The sequence below is a fragment of the Pseudomonas sp. P9_31 genome, assembly GCF_034008235.1.
GTDB lineage: Bacteria > Pseudomonadota > Gammaproteobacteria > Pseudomonadales > Pseudomonadaceae > Aquipseudomonas.
Genome location: NZ_CP125375.1, coordinates 4,471,922 through 4,498,889, shown reverse-complemented (window position 1 = coordinate 4,498,889; position 26,968 = coordinate 4,471,922). Strand labels below are relative to the sequence as shown.

General features: G+C 58.1%; 23 protein-coding genes. 20 read left to right on the top strand and 3 right to left on the bottom strand.

From position 1 onward, the window contains the following. Positions 1-30 precede the first annotated feature (30 nt). Entirely contained in the window at positions 31-399 is a 369-nt protein-coding gene (locus QMK51_RS20165) for a hypothetical protein (protein ID WP_258696910.1), read from the top strand. A 99-nt stretch (positions 400-498) separates the two neighbouring features. Here QMK51_RS20165 and QMK51_RS20160 read toward each other — a convergent pair whose 3' ends face one another. After that, positions 499-2,094: a beta (1-6) glucans synthase gene (locus QMK51_RS20160; protein ID WP_320391368.1), complete on the bottom strand. Its 1,596-nt coding sequence runs from the start codon at positions 2,092-2,094 to the stop codon at positions 499-501. Between the two features lie 286 nt (positions 2,095-2,380). Between QMK51_RS20160 and QMK51_RS20155 the strand changes: the two genes are divergently transcribed. The 3 genes from QMK51_RS20155 to QMK51_RS20145 all read left to right on the top strand — a co-directional run bounded on the left by QMK51_RS20155 (position 2,381) and on the right by QMK51_RS20145 (position 5,495). After that, on the top strand, positions 2,381-3,232 hold the full coding sequence (locus tag QMK51_RS20155; RefSeq protein WP_258696908.1) for a glycine betaine ABC transporter substrate-binding protein: 852 nt from the start codon (positions 2,381-2,383) through the stop codon (positions 3,230-3,232). Between the two features lie 296 nt (positions 3,233-3,528). Continuing rightward, on the top strand, positions 3,529-3,840 hold the full coding sequence (locus QMK51_RS20150; RefSeq protein ID WP_007939152.1) for a DUF485 domain-containing protein: 312 nt from the start codon (positions 3,529-3,531) through the stop codon (positions 3,838-3,840). After that, complete coding sequence (locus QMK51_RS20145; protein ID WP_320391366.1) at positions 3,837-5,495, top strand: cation acetate symporter; 1,659 nt, start codon at positions 3,837-3,839, stop codon at positions 5,493-5,495. Before QMK51_RS20150 ends, QMK51_RS20145 begins: the two co-directional genes overlap by 4 nt. Before the next feature lie 1,040 nt (positions 5,496-6,535). Here the strand turns inward: QMK51_RS20145 and gltA are convergent. Further along, complete coding sequence (gene gltA, locus QMK51_RS20140) at positions 6,536-7,825, bottom strand: citrate synthase (protein WP_105339798.1); 1,290 nt, start codon at positions 7,823-7,825, stop codon at positions 6,536-6,538. A gap of 363 nt (positions 7,826-8,188) precedes the next feature. On the opposite strand from gltA, the gene sdhC reads away from it, so the two are divergent. The 12 genes from sdhC to QMK51_RS20080 all read left to right on the top strand — a co-directional run bounded on the left by sdhC (position 8,189) and on the right by QMK51_RS20080 (position 22,641). After that, on the top strand, positions 8,189-8,563 hold the full coding sequence (sdhC, locus tag QMK51_RS20135; RefSeq protein WP_015096190.1) for a succinate dehydrogenase, cytochrome b556 subunit: 375 nt from the start codon (positions 8,189-8,191) through the stop codon (positions 8,561-8,563). Further along, positions 8,557-8,925 (top strand): succinate dehydrogenase, hydrophobic membrane anchor protein, encoded by a 369-nt coding sequence (gene sdhD, locus QMK51_RS20130; protein WP_003210573.1) that lies wholly within the window; start codon positions 8,557-8,559, stop codon positions 8,923-8,925. Before sdhC ends, sdhD begins: the two co-directional genes overlap by 7 nt. A gap of 3 nt (positions 8,926-8,928) precedes the next feature. Further along, positions 8,929-10,701, top strand: a complete 1,773-nt coding sequence (sdhA, locus tag QMK51_RS20125; protein ID WP_258696906.1) for a succinate dehydrogenase flavoprotein subunit — start codon at positions 8,929-8,931, stop codon at positions 10,699-10,701. 11 nt (positions 10,702-10,712) lie between these two features. Further along, a complete protein-coding gene (locus QMK51_RS20120) occupies positions 10,713-11,417 on the top strand; it encodes a succinate dehydrogenase iron-sulfur subunit (protein WP_018925107.1) in 705 nt (234 codons plus the stop codon). Between the two features lie 262 nt (positions 11,418-11,679). Continuing rightward, a complete protein-coding gene (locus QMK51_RS20115; RefSeq protein WP_258696905.1) occupies positions 11,680-14,511 on the top strand; it encodes a 2-oxoglutarate dehydrogenase E1 component in 2,832 nt (943 codons plus the stop codon). A gap of 42 nt (positions 14,512-14,553) precedes the next feature. Next, positions 14,554-15,774, top strand: coding sequence for a 2-oxoglutarate dehydrogenase complex dihydrolipoyllysine-residue succinyltransferase (gene odhB, locus QMK51_RS20110; RefSeq protein ID WP_010456848.1), 1,221 nt, complete (start codon positions 14,554-14,556; stop codon positions 15,772-15,774). Positions 15,775-15,884: 110 nt separating this feature from the next. Further along, positions 15,885-17,321, top strand: coding sequence for a dihydrolipoyl dehydrogenase (lpdA, locus tag QMK51_RS20105; RefSeq protein WP_320391354.1), 1,437 nt, complete (start codon positions 15,885-15,887; stop codon positions 17,319-17,321). A gap of 196 nt (positions 17,322-17,517) precedes the next feature. Next, positions 17,518-18,684 carry an ADP-forming succinate--CoA ligase subunit beta gene (sucC, locus tag QMK51_RS20100; protein ID WP_007898980.1) on the top strand — a complete coding sequence of 389 codons (1,167 nt, stop codon included), beginning with the start codon at positions 17,518-17,520 and terminating at the stop codon, positions 18,682-18,684. Next, positions 18,684-19,565, top strand: coding sequence for a succinate--CoA ligase subunit alpha (sucD, locus tag QMK51_RS20095; RefSeq protein WP_008032672.1), 882 nt, complete (start codon positions 18,684-18,686; stop codon positions 19,563-19,565). Before sucC ends, sucD begins: the two co-directional genes overlap by 1 nt. 396 nt (positions 19,566-19,961) lie before the next feature. Beyond that, positions 19,962-21,275: a branched-chain amino acid transport system II carrier protein gene (brnQ, locus tag QMK51_RS20090; RefSeq protein WP_320391353.1), complete on the top strand. Its 1,314-nt coding sequence runs from the start codon at positions 19,962-19,964 to the stop codon at positions 21,273-21,275. 227 nt (positions 21,276-21,502) lie between these two features. Continuing rightward, the gene (locus tag QMK51_RS20085) at positions 21,503-22,240 is read left to right on the top strand and encodes a DUF599 domain-containing protein (protein ID WP_007936050.1); all 738 of its coding nucleotides are present in this window, start codon (positions 21,503-21,505) and stop codon (positions 22,238-22,240) included. Beyond that, entirely contained in the window at positions 22,240-22,641 is a 402-nt protein-coding gene (locus QMK51_RS20080; protein ID WP_258696901.1) for an MAPEG family protein, read from the top strand. Before QMK51_RS20085 ends, QMK51_RS20080 begins: the two co-directional genes overlap by 1 nt. A gap of 77 nt (positions 22,642-22,718) precedes the next feature. Here QMK51_RS20080 and QMK51_RS20075 read toward each other — a convergent pair whose 3' ends face one another. Further along, positions 22,719-22,964, bottom strand: a complete 246-nt coding sequence (locus QMK51_RS20075; protein ID WP_123496139.1) for a hypothetical protein — start codon at positions 22,962-22,964, stop codon at positions 22,719-22,721. 157 nt (positions 22,965-23,121) lie between these two features. Here QMK51_RS20075 and QMK51_RS20070 point away from each other — a divergent pair, with 157 nt between their 5' ends. The 4 genes from QMK51_RS20070 to QMK51_RS20055 all read left to right on the top strand — a co-directional run bounded on the left by QMK51_RS20070 (position 23,122) and on the right by QMK51_RS20055 (position 26,830). After that, positions 23,122-23,598 (top strand): PaaI family thioesterase, encoded by a 477-nt coding sequence (locus QMK51_RS20070; RefSeq protein WP_320391352.1) that lies wholly within the window; start codon positions 23,122-23,124, stop codon positions 23,596-23,598. Next, the gene (locus QMK51_RS20065) at positions 23,595-24,047 is read left to right on the top strand and encodes a PaaI family thioesterase (RefSeq protein ID WP_320391351.1); all 453 of its coding nucleotides are present in this window, start codon (positions 23,595-23,597) and stop codon (positions 24,045-24,047) included. The genes QMK51_RS20070 and QMK51_RS20065 overlap by 4 nt, the downstream gene beginning before the upstream one ends. Positions 24,048-24,128: 81 nt before the next feature. Then, the gene (gene htpG / locus QMK51_RS20060) at positions 24,129-26,033 is read left to right on the top strand and encodes a molecular chaperone HtpG (protein ID WP_320391350.1); all 1,905 of its coding nucleotides are present in this window, start codon (positions 24,129-24,131) and stop codon (positions 26,031-26,033) included. A 68-nt stretch (positions 26,034-26,101) separates the two neighbouring features. After that, a complete protein-coding gene (locus QMK51_RS20055; RefSeq protein WP_320391349.1) occupies positions 26,102-26,830 on the top strand; it encodes a dienelactone hydrolase family protein in 729 nt (242 codons plus the stop codon). The last annotated feature ends 138 nt before the right edge of the window (positions 26,831-26,968 follow it).

Sequence of the window (26,968 nt, the reverse complement as noted above, 5' to 3'; positions counted from 1 at the left end):
GGCCGCCGATTTCGTTTATTGGAGTGTTTCATGTCCCGCCGTCTGCCCGTGATTCTGCTGCTCGTTCTTCTGCCATTGTGGCTGGCCGCCAGTTATGGCGCCCGTTACGGCTTCATGGAGGATGCTCAATGGGTCGGCATCTGCGTTGACGAGGCCAGTCGCTGGGAATGTCAGATTCGTTCGAATCTGGGCTTGATGATTCATTTCAAGGTGCTGGGCTGGACGGCAGTGGCCGCCGCCGTGATCGGTTTTGTGCTGCCGGAGCGAGCGGGGTGGTGGTTGGCGGTGCTGGCGCTGGTGTTCGGGTTTCCGGCGCTGGCGTTGTACACCACCACGTTGGCGGTGTTTGCGGTGGTGATTGCTGCTTTGCGTTTGGTCCGGGCGTCCCGCGGGGTTTGATAGTCCGTCATCGCGAGCAGGCTCGCTCCCACATTCGACCGCATCCAGCATGAGAACGCGGTTAACGGTGGGAGCGAGGGCCGGTTGCCGCGCTGAAGATCAGCCCTTGCGAACCCGCAGGCTGCGCCACAACGCCGCCACCATCAACACACTCACCAGCGCCCAGCCCCAGGCCTGCTGGTTCTGCAAACCTTCTTGATACAGCTGCGGCGCAATGCCGGCGCCTATGATAAAGGTCAGCAGGGCGATTTCCCGACGTGGCACGCTCACCGGACGGCACAGGTACACCAGCGCCGGCAGGATGAACGCGACACTCGGGAAGCTGCGATAACGCGGGTCGAACACCAGCTCCAGCATCATTACCGCCGCCGCAAAACCTGCCGCTGCCAGCCACCAGCCGGCTCGACGTTCCAGAGCATTGAAGGCGCGTTCACGCCAACCGGTACGGGCGCTCAAGGTCAGCGCGGCATGGGCCAGCACCAACAGATTCAACCCCGTCAGCAAGGCAACCCATAACCATTCACTGGCAAACCGGGTGGTAACACGGGCCAGATCACCCCAGGCGCCAATCGAGCAGGCCGCCAAGGCACCGAGCAGTGGCAGCACCAACGCCGCGCGGGTGCTGCGAACGCGACCGCCGAGGATCAGCGTGCCGATGAAGATCAAGCCACCCAGCGCCAGCCATTGCGACCAGTACGGTACGTTCGAGACCGGCCCGGCGAGCACGCCCTTGTCCTGGCGATCGGCATCGAGCAGTCCCCAATAACCGCCCACTGCACCTTCGCTGGCGCGTTTCCAGGGCTGGTCGAACGCCTCGATCAGGTTGTAATGCCAGCCTTGCTGCTCAGCCATGGCGACAAAACCGCGAATGAACTTGGCTTCATTGACCCGGCTCGGCAAGGCGGTTTCGCGCTGACGGCCTTCGCTTGGCCAGCCGGTTTCGCCAATCAGCACGTCCTTGGGCGCAAATTTGTTGCCGAACACCTGACGTACTTCGGCCACATGCTGTAGCGCGGCGTCGATGTTCGATGGCTCGTCTTCCCAGTACGGCAGCAAATGAATGGTCAAAAAGTCCACCGCCGGGGCGACTTCCGGGTGCTTGAGCCAGAACTCCCAGACGTCGGCGTAGGTCACCGGTTGTTTGACCTGGCTTTTGACTTTGTTAATCAGCGTCGCCAACTGCGCGCCGGTGACTTCCTTGCGCAGCAGGGTTTCGTTGCCGACGATTACCGAGGTCACTACATCCGCGTTGGCATTGGCCGAGGCGATCAGCAGATCGACTTCCTTGGCGGTGTCCACCGGGTTGCTGTTGACCCAGGCGCCGATCATCAGCTTCAAGCCGTGTTTGCGTGCCAGATCGGGCAGAGCCTCGAGGCCGGTCATGGAATAGGTGCGAATGCATTCGAAACGGGTTGCCAGTAGCGCGAGGTCAGCGTCCATGCGCTCGGGGCGCAGTTTGAACGGCACATCGAATGGCGATTGGTCTTTGTCGAACGGGGTGTAGGAGGCGCATTGCAGCTTGTGCGTCGCGCTGGCCACGTCCGGCAGGATCACCGGTTTGCCGAGGCCATACCAGAAGCCACCCAGGGCAAAAAACCCCAGCAGGCAAGCGAAGAGATAAGCCAAAAAAGGAAAGCGGGATGTCGCGGGCATGGTCAGGCCGTCTGGGAGCAAAGTCGCGCATGTTACCTGCATTTGTCCCGTGCTTGGTGGCCCGCATAATTTTGACATGCAAAGTTTGGGCGGGGTTGGCGTGCGTACTTTCACGGGGCACGATTAATGGCGTTCTGATGTCGTTTCTCGATGCCTTGAGGTCGCTGACAGAGCAGGTCACTGCTGGCGTCAGGTTGATGATCGACACGTCAGTACTCCACTGACGATCGAGCGAGTTTGCGGTCGGCGTGATGGGGGCGCTGTGCACCATAAAAATACGTTGAGCGACTCGGCATCCGTCGAGTGCAGCACTTTCGGGGAAGTAACGATGAAGATGCGACGACTCTTGGGCGCAGGTGCCGCTTTGGTGCTGGCGATCAGTTCTACCGTAGCCAGCGCTGAAGGCAAGGCAGTAACGATCGGTTATGTCGACGGCTGGTCGGACAGCGTCGCCACGACCAACGTGGCTGCTGAAGTGATCAAACAGAAGCTCGGTTATGATGTGAAACTGCAAGCGGTTGCCACCGGGATCATGTGGCAAGGTGTGGCCACCGGCAAACTCGACGCCATGCTGTCGGCGTGGCTGCCTGTGACTCACGGCGAATATTGGGCGAAGAACAAGGATCAGGTCGTCGACTACGGCCCGAACTTCAAGGATGCGAAAATCGGTCTGATCGTGCCGGAGTACGTCAAGGCCCAGTCGATTGCGGATCTGAAAACCGACGAGAGCTTCAAGGGCCGTATCGTCGGCATCGACGCCGGTTCAGGCGTGATGCTCAAGACCGATCAGGCCATCAAGGATTACGGTCTGGACAATTACACCCTCAAGGCCAGTTCCGGCGCCGGCATGATTGCCGAGCTGACCCGTGCCGAGAAGAAAAACGAATCCATTGCCGTCACCGGTTGGGTGCCGCACTGGATGTTCGCCAAGTGGAAACTGCGCTTCCTGGAAGACCCGAAAGGCGTTTATGGCGCGGCTGAAACCGTGAACAGCATCGGTAGCAAAGAACTGGCAACCAAAGCGCCTGAAGTTGCGAAGTTCCTGAAGAACTTCCAGTGGGCGTCGAAAGACGAAATCGGCGAAGTCATGTTGGCGATTCAGGACGGTGCCAAACCTGAAGCCGCAGCGAAAGACTGGGTGGCCAAACACCCGGATCGCGTTGCCGACTGGACCAAATGATTTGACTTGAAGCGTCTGGTCAGCACCTCTCAAGGCCCCTTGGCTTAAATGCCAAGGGGCTTTTTGCTTTTTCCTGTGGGAGTGAGCCTGCTCGCGATTGAGATGTATCAGTCGGCATAGATGTTGACTGACACACCGTAATCGCGAGCAGGCTCGCTCCCACATTGTTTGATGCATGCTGAAAAAATGGCGAGTCTGTCATGTCGTTCTAATACTAAGGTCGTCTGGAACCTGTCCGGCAGCCGCATAGAGTAGATAGCGTTCCAACTAAAATCTGTGCTGCGAGGATAAAAACAATGAACGACAGCATTTACCTCTCGATTCAAAACAGCCCACGCTTCAAGGAGCTGGTTAGCAAGAGGGAACGATTCGCCTGGATTCTTTCAGCGATCATGCTTGGGCTGTACTCTGGATTCATCCTTTTGATTGCTTACGGGCCGCATATTCTGGGCGCGAAAATCAGCCCTGAGTCATCGATTACCTGGGGTATTCCGATCGGTGTCGGGCTGATTGTTTCGGCCTTTGTCCTGACAGGCATCTACGTGCGACGCGCCAATGGCGAATTCGACGACTTGAACAATGCGATTCTCAAGGAGGCTCAGCAATGATCCGGCGTCTAATGGCTCTATTGAGCATCGCAGCCTTCGCACCTGGCGCATGGGCGGCTGAAGCCCTGACGGGCGCGGTACAGAAACAACCGCTCAACGTTTCCGCGATCCTGATGTTCGTGGTGTTCGTGGGGGCAACCCTGTGCATCACCTACTGGGCGTCCAAGCGCAACAAATCGGCGGCCGACTACTATGCGGCGGGCGGCAAGATCACCGGGTTCCAGAACGGTCTGGCGATTGCCGGTGACTACATGTCCGCGGCGTCTTTCCTGGGGATTTCCGCCCTGGTGTTCACCTCCGGCTACGACGGCCTGATCTATTCGATCGGCTTCCTGGTGGGTTGGCCGATCATTCTGTTCCTGATCGCCGAGCGTCTGCGTAACCTGGGCAAGTACACCTTTGCCGACGTGGCGTCCTATCGCTTGGGGCAAACCCAGATCCGCTCGCTGTCGGCGTGCGGCTCGCTGGTGGTGGTGGCGTTCTACCTGATCGCGCAAATGGTCGGTGCCGGCAAGCTGATTCAGCTGCTGTTCGGCCTGGACTACCACGTTGCGGTGATCCTGGTGGGCATCCTGATGTGCCTGTACGTGCTGTTCGGCGGCATGCTGGCGACCACTTGGGTGCAGATCATCAAGGCGGTGCTGTTGCTGTCCGGTGCCTCGTTCATGGCGCTGATGGTGATGAAGCACGTCAACTTCGACTTCAACGCGCTGTTCTCCGAGGCGATCAAGGTTCACCCTAAAGGTGAAGCGATCATGAGCCCGGGCGGTCTGGTGAAAGATCCGGTCTCGGCGTTCTCCCTCGGCCTGGCACTGATGTTCGGTACCGCTGGCCTGCCGCATATTCTGATGCGCTTCTTCACCGTGAGTGACGCGAAAGAAGCGCGTAAAAGCGTGCTGTATGCAACCGGCTTCATTGGCTACTTCTACATCTTGACGTTCATCATCGGTTTCGGTGCGATCCTGTTGGTCAGCACCAACCCGGCCTTTAAAGATGCGGCTGGTGCGCTGTTGGGCGGCAACAACATGGCGGCGGTGCATTTGGCCAACGCGGTGGGTGGTAGTATCTTCCTGGGCTTCATCTCGGCGGTAGCGTTCGCGACCATCCTGGCGGTGGTGGCCGGCCTGACCCTGGCGGGTGCCTCGGCGGTGTCCCATGATCTGTATGCCAGCGTGATCAAGAAGGGCAAGGCCAACGAGAAGGACGAGATCCGTGTCTCGAAAATCACCACCATCGCCCTGGCGGTGCTGGCGATCGGCCTGGGCATTCTGTTCGAGAAGCAGAACATCGCGTTCATGGTGGGCCTGGCGTTCTCCATCGCGGCGAGCTGCAACTTCCCGGTGCTGTTGCTTTCCATGTACTGGAAGAAGCTGACGACTCGCGGCGCGATGGTCGGCGGCTGGCTGGGTCTGGTCAGTGCTGTTGGCTTGATGGTACTGGGGCCAACCATTTGGGTGCAGATCCTGGGTCACGAGAAGGCGATCTTCCCGTATGAATACCCGGCGCTGTTCTCCATGGCCATTGCGTTTGTCGGGATCTGGTTCTTCTCGGTCACTGACAAGTCCGCCGAGGGCGTGAACGAGCGGGCGCTGTTCTTCCCGCAGTTCGTTCGTTCGCAGACCGGGTTGGGGGCGAGTGGGGCGGTTGCGCACTAAGGCTTCTATATATAAGCCGCGCTAAAACGAATGCCCCGGTCGAGAGATCGGGGCATTTTTTTATTGGGCGGTTATCGCACTGTGTATGGCTTTTTCGCGGAGGTGGCCTGATAGCCGACCGGGCTCTTTGATCGAGTACATATCCGTTTCTGTGGTAACGGCCACTTATGGTTCCGCTCTTACAGCGGGTCACTTTTGGCAAGCGCCCCAAAAGTAACCAAAAGGTCTTGCCCCACCATTCGGTGCCTCGCCTAGGCTCGGCATACCCTCACTCCGGCATTGCTCCGGGGGGCCGCCGCCATCGGCCATCCATGGCCGGGGGCGGCTACCGCGGCATCCTTGCCGCGGTGCCCCCTGCGCAACGCCTGCGTTCGGCCTCTGGGAAAGGGGCGGACAGATCAAGATCAAGATCAAAAGCCAAAGCAACAGCAACAGCAAGATCAACAGCAACAGCAAGATCAACAGCTTCGCGAGCAGGCTCGCTCCCACAGTTGGACTGGGTACATCCGGGGGACGATTAGTCGGCTGACAGGCCGCCATCGCAGCGATGCGGCGACCCGACAAGCCAGCTCCCACAAAAAAACAGAGCATATCCGCTCTGCTTTTCACCACTCAACAGGTCGAGCGTTAGCTCGCCTGCAGCTTTTGATCTTGACGCACCGCCCCCTCGAGAGGCCGAGTGGAGGTTCTGCGCAGTGGGCAACCCGGCATGGATGCCGGGTTAGCCGCCCCCGGCCATGGATGGCCGATGGCGGCGGGCCCACGGAGCAGGACCGGAGCGAGGGCATGCCGAGCCTGGGCGAGGCACCGAACGAAAGGGGCAAAAGCGCTTTGGTTACTTTGGCGCTTTTCCAAAGTGACCCGCTGTAAGAGCGGAACCGCCAGCAGCCGCCACCGCAGAAAAGGATATGTACACAACCAAAGAGCCCGGTCGGCCCTCAGGCCGCCGCGTCACTCAACATCAGGCACAAACAAAAACGGCCTCTATCTAAATAGAGGCCGTTTCCGGTACAGCTCAAGACGTTATCGCAAGACAGGTCTTATTTGCGGTCTTCAAGCCGGGTGATGTCACGCGACTCGTAGCCGGTGTACAACTGGCGCGGGCGGCCGATCTTGTACGGGCTGGAGAGCATTTCTTTCCAGTGGGAGATCCAGCCGACGGTCCGCGCCAGGGCGAAGATCACGGTGAACATGCTGGTTGGAATGCCGATCGCCTTGAGGATGATCCCCGAGTAGAAGTCGACGTTCGGATACAGCGAGCGTTCGATGAAGTACGGGTCGGTCAGGGCGATCTCTTCCAGGCGCATGGCCAGTTCGAGTTGCGGATCGTTGGTGATGCCCAGTTCTTTCAGTACTTCGTCGCAGGTCTGCTTCATGACGGTGGCGCGTGGGTCGCGGTTTTTGTAAACCCGGTGACCGAAGCCCATCAGTTTGAACGGATCGTTCTTGTCCTTGGCCTTGGCGATGTACTTGTCGATGTTCGAGACATCGCCAATTTCATCGAGCATGGTCAGCACGGCTTCGTTCGCACCGCCGTGGGCAGGGCCCCACAGTGCAGCGATACCGGCGGCGATACAGGCGAACGGGTTGGCACCCGACGAACCGGCCAGACGTACGGTGGAGGTCGATGCGTTCTGCTCGTGGTCGGCATGGAGGATGAAGATCCGGTCCATGGCCTTGGCGAGTACCGGGCTGATCGGTTTGATCTCGCACGGGGTGTTGAACATCATGTGCAGGAAGTTTTCCGCGTACGACAGGTCGTTGCGCGGGTACATCATGGGTTGGCCCATGGAGTACTTGTAAACCATTGCGGCCAGGGTCGGCATCTTGGCAACCAGGCGGATCGCGGAGATTTCGCGATGCTGCGGGTTATTGATGTCGAGGGAGTCGTGGTAGAACGCCGAGAGGGCGCCCACTACGCCGCACATGACGGCCATCGGGTGGGCGTCGCGACGGAAGCCGTTGAAGAAGGTCTTCAATTGCTCGTGAACCATGGTGTGGTTCTTCACGGTGCCGACGAACTGGGCCTTCTGTTCTGCGGTCGGCAATTCACCGTTGAGCAGCAGATAGCAGGTTTCCAGGTAGTCCGACTTTTCAGCCAGCTGTTCGATCGGGTAGCCGCGGTGCAGCAGAATGCCGTTGTCGCCGTCGATATAGGTGATCTTCGACTCGCAGGAGGCGGTCGACATGAAACCAGGGTCAAAGGTGAAACGGCCCGTGGCCGTCAGGCCCCGAACGTCGATAACATCGGGACCAACGGTGCCGGTTAAAATGGGCAGCTCGACGGGGGCTGCGCCCTCGATGATCAACTGCGCTTTTTTGTCAGCCATGTGGCCTCCTATTTATGCTTGAAATCATCAGACAGACCCCCCACGCAGGGCCCGCACCACTATAGTGAGATAAATTTGAATGTCAATTTGCCTAAAGTCTTGCTCCAGAAGGCTTTAACCGGACTTTTTCCTCGAAATTGACTGCCATTTACGCCTTTTATCTGACTTGTGCAATCAGCTATTAGGGGAAGGTGAACGCGTTGTCATTAGTAGCCTAACTGTCTATACTCGGCCACCGACCGCCAGGGGCTTTTGGGCCTGCTTTATTGGGGGTCGCATCCCTGGGTGGTGGTTACCTGACCAGTGCACTCCCCAACAACTTTGCCCTGATTGTTAGGGGCTCTTCAGTGTGAAAAAAAAGCCGTGAAAAGCCAACGACCTGTAAACCTAGACCTAAGGACCATCAAACTCCCCATCACCGGCGTTACGTCGTTTCTTCACCGTGTTTCCGGCATCATCCTCTTCCTGGGCCTTGGCTTCATGCTGTATGCATTGGGCAAGTCTCTGGGTTCCGAGGAAGGTTTTGCTGAGGTGAAGGCATGCTTGACCAGTCCGCTGGCCAAGTTCGTAGCATGGGGCCTCCTGTCCGCTCTTCTGTATCACCTGGTAGCCGGCGTGCGCCACTTGATCATGGATATGGGCATCGGCGAGACGCTTGAAGGCGGCCGCCTGGGCTCGAAAATTATCATCGCCGTTTCCGTGGTGTTGATCGTTCTGGCAGGAGTTTGGATATGGTAACCAGCGTTACGAACCTTTCGCGTTCGGGCCTCTATGACTGGATGGCGCAACGTGTGTCTGCGGTTGTTCTCGCGGCTTATTTCATCTTCCTGATCGGATACCTCGCGGCGAATCCTGGCATTGGCTACGCCCAATGGCATGGCCTGTTCGCCCACAACGGGATGCGTATCTTCAGTCTGCTGGCCCTTGTGGCCCTGGGCGCTCACGCCTGGGTCGGCATGTGGACCATCGCGACCGACTACCTGACGCCGATGGCGCTGGGCAAGTCCGCGACTGCAGTACGTTTCCTTTTCCAGGCGGTATGCGGCGTTGCGATGTTCGCTTACTTCGTCTGGGGTGTGCAGATTCTCTGGGGTATCTGATCCATGGCTAACATTCCAACGATTTCTTTCGACGCCATCATTATTGGTGGCGGCGGTGCCGGCATGCGCGCTGCGCTGCAACTGGCACAAGGCGGTCACAAGACTGCCGTGATCACCAAGGTTTTCCCGACCCGTTCGCACACCGTATCGGCCCAGGGCGGCATCACCTGCGCCATCGCGTCGGCCGACCCGAACGATGACTGGCGCTGGCACATGTACGATACCGTCAAGGGTTCCGACTACATCGGTGACCAGGACGCGATCGAATACATGTGTCAGGAAGGCCCGGCTGCCGTTTACGAGCTGGACCACATGGGTATGCCATTCTCGCGTACCGAGCAAGGTCGTATCTACCAGCGTCCGTTCGGCGGTCAGTCGAAGGATTACGGTAAGGGTGGCCAGGCTGCCCGTACTTGCGCTGCGTCCGACCGTACCGGTCACGCGCTGCTGCACACCCTTTATCAGGGCAACCTGAAAGCCGGCACCACGTTCCTGAACGAGTACTACGCTGTTGACCTGGTGAAAAACCAGGATGGCGCTTTTGTCGGTGTGATTGCCATCTGCATCGAAACCGGCGAAACCACCTACATCCGTGCCAAGGCTACCGTTCTGGCCACCGGCGGTGCAGGTCGTATCTATGCGTCCACCACCAACGCCCTGATCAACACCGGTGACGGCGTCGGCATGGCTCTGCGTGCTGGCGTACCGGTACAAGACATCGAAATGTGGCAGTTCCACCCGACCGGTATCGCCGGCGCTGGTGTACTGGTTACCGAAGGTTGCCGTGGTGAAGGTGGTTACCTGATCAACAAGCACGGCGAGCGTTTCATGGAGCGTTATGCTCCGAACGCCAAAGACCTTGCAGGTCGTGATGTTGTTGCCCGTTCGATGGTTAAAGAAATCATCGCCGGCAACGGCTGTGGCCCGAATGGCGACCACGTAATGCTCAAACTCGACCACTTGGGCGAGGAAGTGCTGCACAGCCGTCTGCCAGGCATCTGCGAACTGTCGAAAACTTTTGCGCACGTTGACCCGGTCGTCGCTCCGGTTCCGGTTGTTCCGACCTGCCACTATATGATGGGCGGCGTTGCCACCAACATTCATGGCCAGGCAATCACCCAGAACGACGAAGGTGTCGACGCCATCATCCCAGGTCTGTTCGCCGTGGGCGAAGTGGCTTGCGTATCGGTTCACGGTGCCAACCGTCTGGGCGGCAACTCGTTGCTCGACCTGGTGGTATTCGGCCGCGCTGCCGGCCTGCACCTGGAAAAGGCGCTGACCGATGGCATCGAATACGACGACGCTACCCAAGCCGATATCGAAGCTGCCCTGTCGCGCCTGAACGCTCTGAACAACCGTACCGAAGGCGAAGACGTGGCTACCCTGCGTCGCGAGCTGCAGAACTGCATGCAGAACTACTTCGGTGTATTCCGTACCGGCGAATACATGCAGAAGGGTATTGCCCAGCTGGCTGACCTGCGCAAGCGCATCGCCAACGTGAAGATCAACGATAAGTCGCAGGCTTTCAACACTGCACGTATCGAAGCGCTGGAACTGCAGAACCTGTTGGAAGTGGCCGAAGCTACCGCCATCGCTGCAGAAGTACGCAAAGAGTCCCGCGGTGCTCACGCCCGTGAAGACTTCGAAGACCGTGACGACGAAAACTGGCTGTGCCACACCCTGTACTTCCCGGGTGAGAAGCGCGTTGCCAAGCGTGCAGTGAACTTCTCGCCGAAGACTGTTCCGACTTTTGAACCTAAGATTCGGACTTATTAAGGGTGGCCGCCATGTTGCAAGTCAGTGTTTATCGTTACAACCCTGATCAGGACGCTGCGCCGTTCATGCAGGAATTCCAGGTTGATACCGGTGGTAAAGACCTGATGGTGCTGGACGTGCTGGCCCTGATCAAAGAGCAGGACGAAGGTTTCTCCTATCGTCGCTCTTGCCGTGAAGGTGTTTGCGGTTCCGACGGCATGAACATCAACGGCAAAAACGGTCTGGCGTGCATCACGCCGCTGTCTGCCGTCGTAAAAGGTAACAAGCTGATCGTTCGTCCGCTGCCAGGTTTGCCGGTTATCCGTGACCTGGTCGTCGATATGAGCATCTTCTACAAGCAATACGAAAAGGTGAAGCCATACCTGCAGAACGACACGCCGGCTCCGGCCATCGAGCGTCTGCAATCCCCAGAAGAGCGTGAAAAGCTCGACGGTCTGTACGAGTGCATCCTGTGCGCTTGCTGCTCGACTTCGTGCCCGTCCTTCTGGTGGAACCCGGACAAGTTCCTGGGCCCGGCTGCTCTGCTGCAAGCGTACCGCTTCCTGGCAGACAGCCGCGACACCAAGACGTCCGAGCGTCTGGCTTCGCTGGATGACCCGTTCAGCGTATTCCGCTGCCGGGGGATCATGAACTGCGTCAACGTTTGTCCGAAAGGCCTGAACCCGACTAAGGCCATCGGTCACATCCGTAACATGCTGCTGCAAAGCGGCGTGTGATTCAGCTGCTGTACCCGTAGGACCGCAATACCCGTAGATGCTACGGCGCAGGCTTCAACCGGCGCCGTAGTTTTAACCTGAGCAGCAGCCCATAAGGCTGCGGCTCTTATTTTGAAGAAATGAGACAAGCAGGGGCATCCGGGCTGGTACCCGGACTATCAGCGTGATCCTAAGTGGCTTGTTTTAGTCGCTGCATTCGGACTTCTGCAAGTTTGCTCGGTGTCGACGCCGGTGGTGTTCCCCTAACCGAGGGTGACCAAGCATGCAAGAAAGCGTGATGCAGCGCATGTGGAACAGCGCCTACCTTTCCGGTAGTAACGCTGCCTATGTGGAAGAGCTCTACGAGCTCTACCTGCACGACCCTAACGCTGTGCCAGAAGAGTGGCGCACCTACTTCCAGAAGTTGCCTGCTGACGGCAACACTGCTACCGATGTTTCGCACTCCACAATTCGCGATCATTTCGTCTTGCTGGCAAAGAACCAGCGCCGCGCCCAACCGGTTTCCGCCGGCAGCGTGAGCAGTGAGCACGAGAAGAAGCAAGTTGAAGTGTTGCGATTGATCCAGGCCTACCGTATGCGTGGCCACCAGGCAGCCCAGCTTGACCCGCTGGGGCTGTGGCAGCGTCCTGCACCTGCAGACCTGTCAATCAATCATTACGGCTTGACCAATGCCGATCTTGATACGACCTTCCGTGCCGGCGACCTGTTCATCGGCAAAGAGGAGGCGAGCCTACGCGAAATTCACGAAGCGTTGCAGCAGACATATTGCCGCACCATCGGCGCTGAATTTACGCATATCACCGATTCCGAGCAGCGCCAGTGGTTCCAGCAGCGTCTGGAAAGCGTGCGCGGTCGTCCGACGTACTCCGCCGATATCAAGAGCCACTTGCTCGAGCGCGTGACCGCCGGTGAAGGCCTGGAAAAATACCTGGGCACCAAATACCCGGGTACCAAGCGTTTCGGTCTGGAAGGCGGCGAAAGCCTGATTCCAATGCTTGACGAGCTGATCCAGCGTTCCGGTTCCTACGGCACCAAGGAAATCGTCATCGGCATGGCCCACCGTGGTCGTCTGAACGTATTGGTCAACACCTTCGGCAAGAACCCGCGCGAGCTGTTCGACGAGTTCGAAGGCAAGAAGAAGGTCGAGCTGGGTTCCGGTGACGTTAAATACCACCAGGGCTTCTCGTCCAACGTGATGACCGCCGGCGGTGAAGTTCACCTGGCCATGGCGTTCAACCCGTCTCACCTGGAAATCGTTTCTCCGGTGGTCGAGGGTTCGGTTCGCGCCCGTCAGGACCGTCGTAACGATCCTACCGGCGAGAAGGTTCTGCCGATCTCCATCCACGGTGACGCTGCATTCGCAGGTCAAGGCGTGGTCATGGAAACCTTCCAGATGTCGCAGACCCGCGGTTTCAAAACCGGCGGCACCGTGCACATCGTGATCAACAACCAGGTCGGTTTCACCATCAGCAACCCGCTGGACTCGCGTTCCACCGAGTACGCCACCGACGTCGCGAAAATGATCCAGGCGCCGATCCTCCATGTGAATGGTGATGATCCGGAAGCTGTATTGTTCGTGACCCAGCTGGCCATCGACTACCGCATGCAGTTCAAGCGTGACGTGGTGATCGATCTGGTCTGCTACCGTCGTCGCGGCCACAACGAGGCTGACGAACCAAGCGGTACCCAGCCGATCATGTATCAGCAGATCACCAAACAGCGCACTACCCGTGAGCTGTATGCCGATCGCCTGACCCAGAGCGGTGTGCTGGACGCAGAGCGTGTGCAGTCGAAAATCGACGAATACCGCAACGCGCTGGACAACGGTCTGCATGTTGTAAAAAGCCTGGTCAAAGAGCCGAACAAAGAGCTGTTCGTGGACTGGCGTCCGTATCTGGGCCATGCCTGGACTGCGCGTCACGACACTCGCTTCGATCTGAAAACCTTGCAGGAACTGTCCGCCAAGCTGCTGGAAATTCCTGAAGGCTTCGTGGTTCAGCGCCAGGTCGCGAAAATCTACGAAGACCGTCAGAAGATGCAAGCCGGCGGCCTGCCGATCAACTGGGGTTACGCCGAAACCATGGCGTACGCGACCCTGGCGTTCGAAGGTCACCCGATTCGCATGACGGGTCAGGACATCGGTCGCGGTACGTTCTCGCACCGTCATGCTGTCTTGCACAACCAGAAAGACGCGGGCACCTACATCCCGTTGCAGAACCTGTATAACGGCCAGCCACGTTTCGACCTGTACGATTCGTTCCTGTCCGAAGAAGCCGTACTGGCGTTCGAATACGGTTACTCGACCACCACGCCTGATGCGCTGGTGATCTGGGAAGCCCAGTTCGGCGACTTCGCCAACGGTGCCCAGGTGGTTATCGATCAGTTCATCACCAGTGGCGAACACAAGTGGGGCCGTCTCTGCGGTCTGACCATGCTGTTGCCGCACGGTTACGAAGGTCAGGGGCCTGAGCACTCCTCGGCTCGTCTGGAGCGTTACCTGCAGCTGTGCGCCGAGCACAACATTCAGGTAGCCGTACCGACTACGCCGGCTCAGATCTATCACTTGCTGCGTCGTCAGGTCATTCGCCCGCTGCGCAAGCCATTGATCGTTCTGACTCCGAAGTCGCTGTTGCGCCACAAACTGGCCATTTCGACCCTGGAAGATCTGGCCGAAGGTTCGTTCCAGACCGTTATCCCGGAAATCGATGCGCTTGACCCGAAAAAGGTCACTCGCATGATCCTGTGCAGCGGCAAGGTCTACTATGACCTGCTGGAAAAACGCCGTGCCGAAGGTCGTGAAGACATCGCCATCGTGCGTCTCGAGCAGCTGTATCCGTTCCCTGAGGACGACCTGATGGAGACGCTCGCCCCTTACACCAACCTCGAAAACGTGGTCTGGTGCCAGGAAGAGCCGATGAACCAGGGCGCCTGGTACAGCAGCCAGCATCACATGCGTCGCAGCCTGACCAACCATAAACAAGGCCTGGTCCTGGAATACGCTGGTCGTGAGGCGTCTGCCGCACCTGCTTGCGGTTACGCATCGATGCACGCCGAGCAGCAGGAACAACTGCTGCAAGATGCTTTCACTGTTTAACGCCTTCGCGCACCTGAAACCGAATTTAAGGACCCACAGATAATGGCTATCGAAATCAAAGCCCCCACTTTCCCGGAATCGGTTGCCGATGGCACCGTTGCCACCTGGCACAAAAAACCGGGCGACGCCGTCAAGCGCGATGACCTGATCGTCGACATCGAAACTGACAAAGTCGTATTGGAAGTGTTGGCCACCGCTGATGGCGTGCTGGGCGCTATCGTCAAGAACGAAGGCGACACCGTTCTGTCCGACGAAGTCCTGGGCTCCATCGAAGCAGGCGGCGCTGCTGCCGCTCCAGCTGCTGCCGCTGCTCCGGCCGCTGCACAAGCTGCTGCTCCAGCCGCTGAAGGCGAAGATGATCCTGTTGCTGCACCGGCTGCTCGCAAGCTGGCTGAAGAAAACGGCATCAACATCGCTTCCGTTGCCGGCACTGGCAAAGGCGGTCGTGTGACCAAGGAAGACGTTGTTGCCGCTGTAGCTGCCAAGAAAGCCGCTCCGGCTGCCGCGCCTGCCAAGGCGGCTGCTCCTGCCGCTGCTGCTCCAGTGTTCGCTGCCGGCGATCGCATCGAGAAGCGCGTACCGATGACCCGCGTGCGGGCCACCGTCGCCAAGCGTCTGGTTGAAGCTCAATCGAACATGGCAATGCTGACCACTTTCAACGAAGTCGACATGACCGAAGTCATGGCGTTGCGTTCGAAGTACAAGGATCTCTTTGAGAAGAGCCATAACGGCGTGCGCCTGGGCTTCATGTCGTTCTTCGTGAAAGCGGCCACCGAAGCGCTGAAACGCTTCCCGGCTGTCAACGCGTCGATCGACGGTGCTGACATCGTTTACCACGGCTACGCTGACGTCGGTGTAGCTGTTTCCAGCGACCGCGGTCTGGTTGTTCCGGTTCTGCGTAACGCCGAACTGATGAGCCTGGCTGAAATCGAAGGCGGCATCGCCACCTTCGGCAAGAAGGCTCGTGACGGCAAACTGTCGATGGACGAGATGACCGGCGGTACTTTCACCATCACTAACGGTGGTACTTTTGGTTCGATGATGTCGACCCCGATCGTCAACCCGCCACAAGCGGCCATCCTGGGCATGCACAACATTCTGCAGCGTCCTATGGCGATCAACGGTCAAGTCGTTATCCGTCCGATGATGTACCTGGCACTGTCCTACGATCACCGTCTGATCGATGGCAAAGAGGCTGTGACCTTCCTGGTTACCATCAAGAACCTGCTGGAAGACCCGGCTCGTTTGCTGCTGGATATCTGATTTCGTTGCACGGGCCGTTCAGCGATGGGCGGCCCTTCTGTAATGACCAGCTTCGTCCCACGACGGTCCCCAAAAGGGGCCGTCCGGTTTGATTCGAGAAGGAATGACACATGACTCAGAAATTCGACGTGGTAGTGATTGGCGCGGGCCCTGGCGGCTACGTGGCTGCCATTAAAGCAGCGCAACTGGGCCTCACCACTGCCTGCATCGAGAAATACACCGACAAGGAAGGCAAACTGGCCCTCGGCGGTACTTGCCTGAACGTCGGCTGCATTCCATCCAAGGCGCTGCTGGACAGCTCCTGGAAGTTCCACGAAGCGCAAGACGGCTTCGCGATCCACGGCATCAACCACGCTGGCGTGACCATGGACGTACCAGCAATGGTCGGCCGTAAAGCCAACATCGTCAAAGGCCTGACCTCTGGCGTTGCCACCCTGTTCAAGGCTAACGGCGTCACTTCGATCCAGGGCCACGGCAAACTGCTGGCCGGCAAGAAAGTCGAAGTCACCAAGCCTGACGGTTCGGTTGAAGTCATCGAAGCCGAAAACGTCATCCTGGCTCCGGGCTCGCGTCCGATCGACATTCCACCGGCTCCGGTCGACCAGAATGTGATCGTCGATTCGACTGGCGCTCTGGAATTCCAATCCGTACCAAAACGCCTGGGTGTGATCGGCGCTGGTGTTATCGGTCTGGAACTGGGTTCGGTATGGTCCCGTCTGGGCGCCAAAGTCACCGTTCTCGAAGCGCTGGATACCTTCCTGATGGCAGCGGACACCGCTGTTTCCAAGGAAGCGCTGAAAACCCTGACCAAACAGGGTCTGGACATCAAGCTGGGCGCTCGCGTGACCGGTTCCAAAGTGAACGGCGACGAAGTCGTTGTGAACTACACCGATGCCAACGGCGAACAGAACATCACTTTCGACAAGCTGATCGTAGCCGTTGGTCGCCGTCCGGTGACCACTGATCTGCTGGCTGCCGATTGCGGCGTGACCCTCGACGAGCGCGGTTTCGTGCACGTTGACGATCACTGCGCCACCACCGTACCGGGCGTTTACGCCATCGGTGACGTGGTTCGCGGCATGATGCTGGCTCACAAGGCCTCGGAAGAGGGCATCATGGTTGTCGAGCGCATCAAGGGCCATAAAGCCCAGATGAACTATGACCTGATCCCTTCGGTTATTTATACTCACCCGGAAATCGCGTGGGTCGGTAAAACCGAGCAGGCCTTGAAAGCTGAAGGCGTAGAAGTTAACGTCGGCACCTTCCCGTTCGCAGCCTCTGGCCGTGCCATGGCCGCCAACGATACCGGTGGTTTCGTCAAGGTCATCGCTGATGCCAAGACCGACCGCGTATTGGGCGTCCACGTGATTGGCCCGAGCGCTGCAGAACTGGTTCAGCAGGGCGCGATCGGTATGGAATTCGGCACCAGCGCTGAAGACCTGGGCATGATGGTTTTCTCCCATCCGACCCTGTCTGAAGCCTTGCACGAAGCAGCCTTGGCTGTGAATGGCGGCGCCATCCACATCGCCAACCGCAAGAAGCGTTAAGACAATAAGAAACCACGGCGGTACGGCCCGTCGTGAGCCTTGCATGCAAGACTCACCGCGGAATGTCCGCTGGACGCAGTCTTGCGTGGCTGCACCGGGTACCCGGAAAGGCTACGCAAGCAGCAGTCACAGGTGGTGCGGCACTTGAACAAGTGCAGCACCGAATGCGCAGTACCTAACGAAGACGGTAATAAGCATGAATCTTCACGAGTATCAGGGTAAGCAGCTGTTCGCTGAATACGGCCTGCCAGTTTCCACCGGTTATGCAGTAGACACCCCGGAAGCAGCAGCAGAAGCTTGCGACAAAATCGGCGGCACCGAGTGGGTTGTCAAAGCCCAGGTCCACGCTGGTGGTCGCGGTAAAGCGGGCGGCGTAAAGCTGGTTCGCAGCAAAGAAGACGCCAAAGCATTCGCTCAACAGTGGTTGGGCAAGCGTCTGGTGACTTACCAGACTGATGCCAATGGCCAGCCAGTCACCAAGATCCTGGTTGAGTCGTGCACTGATATCGCTAAAGAGCTGTACCTGGGCGCTGTCGTTGACCGTTCGAGCCGTCGCATCGTGTTCATGGCTTCCACCGAAGGTGGCGTGGACATCGAGAAAATCGCTCACGACACCCCTGAGAAAATCCTCAAGGCCACTATCGATCCACTGGTTGGCGCTCAGCCATTCCAGGGTCGCGAGCTGGCATTCCAGCTGGGTCTGGAAGGCAAGCAAGTCGCTCAGTTCGCCAAGATCTTCGTAGGTCTGGCCAAGCTGTTCAAGGATCACGACCTGGCTCTGCTGGAAGTGAACCCGCTGGTGATCAAGGCTGACGGCGATCTGCATTGCCTCGATGCCAAGATCAACATCGACGCCAACGCCATGTACCGTCAGCCTAAGCTGAAGACTTTCCACGATCCGTCGCAAGACGATCCGCGCGAAGCGCACGCTGCCAAGTTCGAACTGAACTACGTGGCACTGGAAGGCAACATCGGTTGCATGGTCAACGGTGCTGGCCTGGCCATGGGTACCATGGACATCGTCAACCTGCATGGCGGCAAACCAGCCAACTTCCTCGACGTGGGCGGCGGTGCTACCAAAGAACGCGTTACCGAAGCGTTCAAGATCATCCTGTCCGACACTAACGTCGCTGCAGTACTGGTCAACATCTTCGGCGGCATCGTTCGTTGCGACATGATTGCCGAAGGCATCATCGGCGCCGTGAAAGAAGTCGGCGTGAAAATCCCGGTTGTTGTTCGCCTTGAAGGCAACAACGCTGAGCTGGGCGCTAAAGTACTGGCAGAAAGCGGTTTGAACATCATCGCTGCTACCAGCCTGACCGACGCTGCTCAACAAGTCGTTAAAGCTGCGGAGGGCAAATAATGAGCGTCCTGATCAATAAAGACACCAAAGTTATCTGCCAGGGCATTACCGGTTCGCAAGGTAGTTTCCACACCCAGCAAGCCATCGAATACGGCACCAAGATGGTTGGCGGCGTAACTCCAGGCAAAGGCGGCACCGAGCACCTGGGTCTGCCAGTGTTCAACACCGTGAAAGACGCTGTAGCTGCCACTGGCGCCACCGCCAGCGTGATCTACGTTCCAGCTCCTTTCTGCAAGGACTCCATCCTGGAAGCAGCCTTCGGCGGCATCAAGCTGATCGTTTGCATCACTGAAGGCATTCCTACCCTGGACATGCTGGATGCCAAGGTCAAGTGCGACGAGCTGGGTATCACCCTGATCGGCCCTAACTGCCCAGGCGTGATCACTCCAGGCGAATGCAAGATCGGCATCATGCCAGGTCACATTCACTTGCCAGGCAAGGTCGGTATCGTTTCCCGTTCCGGCACCCTGACCTACGAAGCTGTGAAGCAGACTACCGACGCTGGTTTCGGTCAGTCGACTTGCGTCGGCATCGGTGGTGACCCGATCCCGGGTTCGAACTTCATCGACATCCTGAAGCTGTTCCAGGAAGACCCGAAGACCGAAGCGATCGTCATGATCGGCGAGATCGGCGGTTCGGCTGAAGAAGAAGCGGCTGCCTACATCAAGGCACACGTGACCAAGCCAGTTGTTTCCTACATCGCTGGTGTGACTGCTCCTCCGGGCAAGCGCATGGGCCATGCTGGCGCAATCATCTCTGGCGGCAAAGGCACTGCAGACGAGAAATTCGCTGCACTGCAAGACGCAGGTGTTAAAACCGTGCGTTCGCTGGCAGACATCGGCAAGGCCCTGGCCGAGCTGACCGGTTGGGCCGTCAAGTAAGCCTCGGGCTTAACTGACGCTTCACCAGACAAAGGCCACCTTCGGGTGGCCTTTGTCGTTTCCGGGGTTTGTGTCGGCTTTGAAGGCCTTATCGCGAGCAGGCTCGCTCCCACATTTGACCGCGTTCTAAATGTGGGAGCGAGCCTGCTCGCGATGGCGGACCGCCCACCATTTACATGCAAAAACGCGACATTGAAATGTCGTGTATCGGATAGTTCGCACTGTAACAGTGCGTTTGTCATGCAAATTCGTTACGCTAGCCGCCATTTTTGCGTCCGCGGCCCACAAGGCAGCGACGCGCTAAACGGGTCGGTCCTATACGGATCGACAGCATTTCCCTCACCCATAAGGGAAATCCCTCTCTAAATTCCGATTCAGTAGTGTGGTATTTCCTTAATGAAAGTGTTGAAAGGCCAGGACATCCTGGCACTGGGTTTTATGACGTTTGCCCTGTTCGTCGGGGCCGGCAACATCATTTTCCCGCCTATCGTCGGTTTGCAGTCCGGGCCTAATGTCTGGATGGCGGCGCTGGGTTTCCTGATCACCGCAGTCGGTCTGCCGGTGGTCACCGTTGTCGCCCTGGCCAAGGTCGGCGGCGCAATGGATGCCTTGAGCAGCCCGATCGGTAAAATCGCCGGCGGCCTGCTCGCAGCCGCGTGCTACCTGGCTGTCGGCCCGTTGTTCGCGACGCCGCGCACCGCGACCGTGTCGTTCGAAGTAGGTCTGGCGCCGCTGACTGGCGAGAGCCCGCTGGCGCTGTTTCTCTATAGCTCGGTGTACTTCCTGCTGGTGTTCTTCATCTCGCTCTATCCAGGCCGTCTGCTGGACACCGTAGGACGGTTCCTCGCACCGCTGAAGATCATCGCCCTGGCCGTTCTCGGTATCGCGGCGTTCGCGCTGCCGGCTGGCGACATCGGCGTGGCCACCCCTGAATACGTGGCAGCACCGTTCTCCCAGGGCTTCATCAATGGTTACCTGACCATGGATACCCTGGGCGCGTTGGTATTTGGCATTGTCATCGTCAATGCGATCCGCTCTCGTGGCGTGGATTCGCCGGTGTTGATCACCCGTTACGCGATCATTGCCGGGCTGATTGCCGGCGTGGGTCTGGCGCTGGTTTACGTCAGTCTGTTCCGGCTCGGTTCGGGCAGCCATGAAGTGGCCGCCGGTGCTACCAACGGCGCGGCGGTATTGCACGCGTACGTGCAGCACACCTTCGGCTCCCTGGGCAGCGGTTTCCTCGCGGTGCTGATCTCCCTGGCCTGCCTGGTGACAGCGGTCGGTCTGACCTGCGCCTGTGCCGAATACTTCAGCGGTGTATTGCCGCTGTCCTACAAGACGCTGGTGATCATCCTGGCTGCGTTCTCCCTGTTGGTGTCCAACCTGGGCCTCACCAAGCTGATCGCGTTCTCGATCCCGGTGCTGACCGCCATCTACCCGCCGTGCATCGCCCTGGTCGCCCTGAGCTTCTGCAAGGGCTTCTGGCATGAGCAGGGCCGCATCGTCGGACCGGTGATGCTGGTGTCGTTCATCTTCGGCCTGATCGACGCCCTCAAAGGCGCCGGTCTGGCCGACTGGATGCCGACGCAACTGGCTCACCTGCCGCTGAGCGAGCAGGGGCTGGCGTGGCTGGTGCCGTCGGTCATGACCCTGGCGGTCGCCGTGGTCTGCGACCGTCTGCTGGGCAAGCGCGAAGAAGCGCTGGCTTAAACTGCTTCATGGCTCGCCACAAGCGGGCTTTGAGCTGCAAATTGAAATGCCCCGTATCAATCGATACGGGGCATTTTTTATGGGCGTGCGAAGATCAAATGTGGGAGCAGGCTTGCTCGCGAAGAGGGCTTAACATTCAATAGCGATGTTGATTGGAAGTCCGCTTTCGCGAGCAAACCCGCTCCCACAGGATCCCGGTATTTCACACTGATCTCACAAGGAACTGCATGTCGTTCATCCACGCTAATCTGATCCATATCCTCGCCGCGCTCTGGTTTGTCGTCTGCTGGGGTGGCTACACCCGTTACGCGACATGGAAGGGCCGTGACACTGCATGCCTGGCCAGTGTGCTGCACCTGTATCGTGAAGACTGGATGCGCCGCATGCTGTTGCGCGACAACCGCATTGCCGATGCCAGCGTGATCGGCAACCTTGAGCGCAACGCCTCGTTCTTCGCTTCCAGTACGTTGATTATCCTGGCCGGCATTCTCACGGTATTGGGCGCGTCCGAAAGAGCTGTGTCATTGCTGGCGGATATCCCGATGGTGCAACAGGCCTCCCAAGGCATGTCGGAGATCAAGCTGTTGTGCCTGGCGCTGGTGTTTGTCTATGCGTTCTTTACGTTCAGCTGGTGCATGCGTCAGTACAACTTTGCGGCCATTCTTGTGGGCTCGGCACCGATGATTGGTGAGCGCCATGTGTCCGAGCAAGAGCGTAAAGCCTTTGCTTCCCGAGCCGCTCGTGTCATTTCCATGGCGGCCAACCAGTTCAACTTCGGTCTGCGTTCCTATTACTTCGGCATGACCATGTTGGCGTGGTTTGTCAGCCCCTGGTTGTTCATGTTGATGAGCGCCGGTGTCGTGTTTGTGTTGTATCGCCGCGAGTTTCACTCCGACGTTCTTGACGTGATGGTCTATACCCCTACAGAGGCGCCATTGCCTGAGCTGAACAAAGAGGCGGCTTGATGAGTATTCCGTTCTGGTGTGTGTTTATCAGCGCCTTGTTGATTTTCGTGGCGCGCATGCCAGTGGCCAAGGCCATGAGCGCGCAGGGCGGTTACAACAATCACCTGCCGCGCCAGCAACAGGCGCAACTTACAGGCTTCGGTGCTCGTGCATTGGCGGCCCACCAGAACAGTTTCGAGGCGTTCATAATATTTGCGGTTGGGGTGTTGATGGCGCACACCACGCAGACGGCGGGGTGGCTGATCGATACGCTGGCAATCATCTTCGTGATCACACGCATCATTTACTTGCTGTGCTATTGGGCAGATCTGGCCTGGCAGCGCAGTCTGGTGTGGTTCGTGGGTTTAGTGTGTTCGTTGCTGCTGATGATTAGTCCGACTTTTAGGACGATTTTGATCTAATACTGCATTGCAAACAAAAGCCGCCGATAAAAGAAAACCCGCACTTGGCGGGTTTTCTTTTATCACTAAAAACGCTTTTAGTTTTTAGGTGCTTCTGGCGCGGCTTCTTTTGTCGCTGCTGCGTTCGATTCGGCCTGAGCTTTGGCAGCTTCGGCGTTTTCTTTTGCTGCCTCGTTCACTTTATCCTGAGCTTCGCTCATTTTTTCCTGAGCTTGCTCGGCATGTTGGTTAGCATCTTGAGCTTTGTCCTCGGATTTTTTATCGCAAGCAGCGAGACCGAGGGAAGCGGTCAACATCAAGGCAATAGCTAAAGTCTTACGCATGGGGTGTTTCTCCTGATGGAAAATATCTACTGGCCTTTCGAGCGCGGTGATCAGGGTTAAGTTCCTCAATTCACAGATATATATATGTTTGTTTTGCCACGGAACTTTTGCCCACTAGCCTGCTACTTTGTCTGGACACTAAGAAGAGTTTTATCAAATGGCCGAAAACCCCGTTTTTGAGCGTGCGACGCGATTCCTGTCGGCATTGCGGCATTGTCAGGTTCTCGGAATGCGCGTTCACAGTGCCAGCAGCGAAGGGCTGACGGTGATTCTGCCGTACAGCCCGCAAATCGTTGGCAACCCGCAAACCGGGGTGATTCATGGCGGTGCGCTGACCTCACTGATGGACACCGCCTGCGGCATGGCCACGCTCTGCGTGCTGCCTGAGTTCGAGGTTTGCCCGACGCTCGACTTGCGTATCGACTACATGTACGCCGCCGAGCCGCACAAGGATGTGTACGGCTTCGCCCAATGTTACCGAGTGACCACCGACGTGATCTTCGCGCGCGGTTTTGCCTATCAGGACGATCCCGAACAGCCCATCGCCCACGTGGTGGGCACCTTTATGCGCATGGGCAAGGGCGTCAAAGGCACCAAGGGCTTTGGTGGTGTCATTGCTGGAGGTGCGAAATGACTGGCACGTTCAAGGAGCAACTCCAGCAGGCTCATGCGCAGGGGGACTACACAGCGCTGCTGCAGCTGATTCCTTACGCCGAGCTGATCGGCGTCGAATGTTCGCGGGTAGGAGATGAGCTGCTGTTTCGTCTGCCGGCCAACAAGGACAACATTGGTAACCCTTTATTGCCGGCGATTCATGGCGGGGTGATTGCCGGGTTCATGGAGCTTTCGGCGGCGCTGCACCTGTTGATTTTCACCGGTTTGCCCGGCGTGCCGAAGATTATCGACTTTTCCCTCGACTACCTGCGCGCGGGGCAATTTCGCGATACCTGGGCCCGATGCCTGGTTTGCCGACAGGGGCGCCGGGTGGCAAACGTGGCGATTACCGCCTGGCAAAGCACTGAAGCCGAGCCCATTGCCACGGCCCGGGCCCACTTCAAAATCGAAGAGCCCTTGAAATCCTGATCTAAGCCCCCAACTTTGATGACAACCCGCCGCCGACCCTCAAGGTCGCGGCCACTGCCATCTGATTGGAGTTTGATGACCATGAGTGTGGAAACTCAAAAGGAAACCCTGGGCTTCCAGACCGAGGTGAAGCAGCTGCTGCACCTCATGATCCATTCGCTGTATTCCAACAAGGAAATCTTCCTTCGCGAATTGATCTCGAACGCCTCTGACGCGGTCGATAAATTACGTTTTGAAGCGCTGGCCAAGCCTGAGTTGCTGGAAGGCGGCGCTGAACTGAAAATCCGTGTGAGCTTCGACAAGGACGCTAAAACCGTCACCCTCGAAGACAACGGCATCGGCATGAGCCGTGAGGATGCGGTCACCCATCTGGGCACCATCGCCAAGTCCGGCACTGCCGATTTCATGAAACACCTGTCTGGCGATCAGAAAAAAGACTCGCACCTGATCGGTCAATTCGGTGTCGGTTTCTATTCGGCCTTCATCGTCGCCGATAAAGTTGACGTATTCAGCCGCCGTGCCGGCCTTGCTGCCAGCGAAGGTGTGCACTGGTCGTCCAAGGGCGAAGGCGAATTCGAAATCGCCACCGTCGAGAAAGCCGACCGTGGTACTCGCATCGTCCTGCACCTGAAGTCTGGTGAAGACGAGTTCGCTGATGGCTGGCGTCTGCGCAACGTCATCAAGAAGTATTCCGACCACATCGCCTTGCCGATCGAGTTGCCGAAAGAAGTGGCAGCCGCCGAAGGCGAAGAGAAGCCTGCGCTTGAGTGGGAAACCGTCAACCGCGCCAGCGCCCTGTGGACTCGCCCTCGCACTGAAGTGAAGGATGAGGAATACCAGGAGTTCTACAAACACGTCGCTCACGATTTCGAGAACCCGCTGAGCTGGAGCCATAACAAGGTCGAAGGCAAGCTCGAGTACACCTCGCTGCTTTATGTACCGACCCGTGCTCCGTTCGATCTGTACCAGCGTGAAGCGCCAAAAGGCCTGAAGCTGTATGTGCAGCGTGTGTTCGTTATGGATCAGGCCGAGTCGTTCCTGCCGCTGTACCTGCGCTTCATCAAAGGCGTGGTCGACTCCAACGACCTGTCGCTGAACGTGTCGCGGGAAATCCTGCAGAAAGACCCGATCATCGACACCATGAAATCGGCGCTGACCAAGCGCGTTCTGGACATGCTGGAAAAACTGGCGAAGAACGAGCCTGAGCAATACAAAGGCTTCTGGAAGAACTTCGGTCAGGTCATGAAAGAAGGCCCGGCAGAAGATTTCGCCAACAAAGAAAAAATTGCCGGTCTGCTGCGCTTCGCGTCCACTCAGGGCGACGACGGCGAGCAGGTTGTGGGTCTGGCCGACTACCTGGCCCGTGCCAAGGAAGGTCAGGACAAGATCTACTACCTGACTGGCGAAACCTACGCGCAAGTCAAAAACAGCCCGCACCTGGAAGTCTTCCGCAAGAAAGGCATCGAAGTGCTGCTGCTGACCGACCGCATCGACGAGTGGCTGATGAGCTACCTCAGCGACTTCGACGGCAAGAGCTTCGTCGACGTGGCACGCGGTGACCTGGACCTCGGCAACCTGGACTCGGAAGAAGACAAGAAAGCCGCGGAAGAAGTCGCCAAGTCCAAAGAAGGTCTGGTTGAGCGTCTCAAGACCGCTTTGGGTGAGTCCGTTGCTGAGGTGCGGGTTTCCCACCGTCTGACCGATTCCCCGGCGATTCTGGCGATCGGCGAGCAGGACCTGGGCCTGCAAATGCGTCAGATCCTGGAAGCCAGTGGTCAGAAGGTTCCGGATTCGAAGCCGATCTTCGAATTCAATCCGGCTCACCCGCTGATCGAGAAACTCGACAACGAGCAGAGCGACGAGCGCTTCGGCGATCTGTCGCACATCCTGTTCGATCAGGCGGCCCTGGCGGCCGGCGACAGCTTGAAAGACCCGGCCGCGTATGTGCGCCGTTTGAACAAGCTGTTGGTTGAACTGTCGGTTTAACCGCGTTGTAGAAAAAACCCGCTTCGGCGGGTTTTTTCATTCTGGTGCTTTTTTACTGGGAGTCAGTCATGAGCCAAATCACTGTTTGTTCCGTTGCCTATCAGGTCGACGGCCAGTCGTATGAAAGCCGTCTGGTCTTCGATGCCGACCATAAAGGCCCGCGCCCGGGTCTGTTGATGGCGCCGAACTGGTTGGGCGTCAGCGCCGGCGCCGAGGAGATTGCCAAATCCGTGGCGTCCAAGGGTTATGTGGTGCTGATCGCCGACCTGTACGGGCAATCGGTTCGTCCGCAGAACGGCGATGAGGCGGGCGCGGCAATGATGCCGTTGAAGAATGACCGCGCCTTGCTGCGCAAACGCATGCAGGCAGCCTTCGAACAACTGCAAGGGCAGGGTGAGGCCGCAGTCGATGCCTCGAAACTGGCGACGTTCGGTTTCTGCTTCGGTGGTTGCTGCGCGCTGGAATTGGCGCGTACCGGTGCGCCGGTGAAAGCGGCGGTGTCATTCCATGGCACGCTGGATACGCCGAACGTGAACGACGCGAAAAACATCAAGGGCTCGGTGCTGGTGCTGCATGGCGCTGCCGATCCGCTGGTGCCGAAAGAGCAGCTGCCGGCGTTCGAAGCTGAAATGAATGCCGCCGGTGTAGATTGGCAATTGCTGAGCTACGGCGGTGCGGTGCATTCGTTCACCGATCCCCGTGCCAATGTGCCGGGCACGATGATGTATGACGCGAAAACCGCCGCTCGTGCGTTCATGTCGATGCACAATCTGCTGGATGAAGTGTTTAAGGGCTGATCGCTGTTTTTTGCCCCGGCAATCTCGGTGTTAGTGCGGGCCACATCGCGAGCAGGCTCGCTCCCACATTAGATCTCCAGTGCACACAGAATTTGTACATGAGTGCGATCCATTGTGGGAGCGAGCCTGCTCGCGATG

What these genes read in the sequence shown, in the direction of transcription:
- lpdA (WP_320391354.1), top strand. Translation starts at nt 15,885, where the DNA reads ATGACTCAGAAATTCGACGTGGTAGTGATTGGCGCGGGCCCTGGCGGC.
- QMK51_RS20160 (WP_320391368.1), bottom strand. Translation starts at nt 2,094, where the DNA reads ATGCAGGTAACATGCGCGACTTTGCTCCCAGACGGCCTGACCATGCCC.
- QMK51_RS20165 (WP_258696910.1), top strand. Translation starts at nt 31, where the DNA reads ATGTCCCGCCGTCTGCCCGTGATTCTGCTGCTCGTTCTTCTGCCATTG.
- sdhA (WP_258696906.1), top strand. Translation starts at nt 8,929, where the DNA reads ATGGCTAACATTCCAACGATTTCTTTCGACGCCATCATTATTGGTGGC.
- QMK51_RS20070 (WP_320391352.1), top strand. Translation starts at nt 23,122, where the DNA reads ATGGCCGAAAACCCCGTTTTTGAGCGTGCGACGCGATTCCTGTCGGCA.
- sucC (WP_007898980.1), top strand. Translation starts at nt 17,518, where the DNA reads ATGAATCTTCACGAGTATCAGGGTAAGCAGCTGTTCGCTGAATACGGC.
- brnQ (WP_320391353.1), top strand. Translation starts at nt 19,962, where the DNA reads ATGAAAGTGTTGAAAGGCCAGGACATCCTGGCACTGGGTTTTATGACG.
- QMK51_RS20150 (WP_007939152.1), top strand. Translation starts at nt 3,529, where the DNA reads ATGAACGACAGCATTTACCTCTCGATTCAAAACAGCCCACGCTTCAAG.
- QMK51_RS20120 (WP_018925107.1), top strand. Translation starts at nt 10,713, where the DNA reads ATGTTGCAAGTCAGTGTTTATCGTTACAACCCTGATCAGGACGCTGCG.
- odhB (WP_010456848.1), top strand. Translation starts at nt 14,554, where the DNA reads ATGGCTATCGAAATCAAAGCCCCCACTTTCCCGGAATCGGTTGCCGAT.
- QMK51_RS20145 (WP_320391366.1), top strand. Translation starts at nt 3,837, where the DNA reads ATGATCCGGCGTCTAATGGCTCTATTGAGCATCGCAGCCTTCGCACCT.
- sdhD (WP_003210573.1), top strand. Translation starts at nt 8,557, where the DNA reads ATGGTAACCAGCGTTACGAACCTTTCGCGTTCGGGCCTCTATGACTGG.
- QMK51_RS20155 (WP_258696908.1), top strand. Translation starts at nt 2,381, where the DNA reads ATGAAGATGCGACGACTCTTGGGCGCAGGTGCCGCTTTGGTGCTGGCG.
- sucD (WP_008032672.1), top strand. Translation starts at nt 18,684, where the DNA reads ATGAGCGTCCTGATCAATAAAGACACCAAAGTTATCTGCCAGGGCATT.
- gltA (WP_105339798.1), bottom strand. Translation starts at nt 7,825, where the DNA reads ATGGCTGACAAAAAAGCGCAGTTGATCATCGAGGGCGCAGCCCCCGTC.
- QMK51_RS20075 (WP_123496139.1), bottom strand. Translation starts at nt 22,964, where the DNA reads ATGCGTAAGACTTTAGCTATTGCCTTGATGTTGACCGCTTCCCTCGGT.
- htpG (WP_320391350.1), top strand. Translation starts at nt 24,129, where the DNA reads ATGAGTGTGGAAACTCAAAAGGAAACCCTGGGCTTCCAGACCGAGGTG.
- QMK51_RS20065 (WP_320391351.1), top strand. Translation starts at nt 23,595, where the DNA reads ATGACTGGCACGTTCAAGGAGCAACTCCAGCAGGCTCATGCGCAGGGG.
- QMK51_RS20115 (WP_258696905.1), top strand. Translation starts at nt 11,680, where the DNA reads ATGCAAGAAAGCGTGATGCAGCGCATGTGGAACAGCGCCTACCTTTCC.
- QMK51_RS20085 (WP_007936050.1), top strand. Translation starts at nt 21,503, where the DNA reads ATGTCGTTCATCCACGCTAATCTGATCCATATCCTCGCCGCGCTCTGG.
- QMK51_RS20055 (WP_320391349.1), top strand. Translation starts at nt 26,102, where the DNA reads ATGAGCCAAATCACTGTTTGTTCCGTTGCCTATCAGGTCGACGGCCAG.
- QMK51_RS20080 (WP_258696901.1), top strand. Translation starts at nt 22,240, where the DNA reads ATGAGTATTCCGTTCTGGTGTGTGTTTATCAGCGCCTTGTTGATTTTC.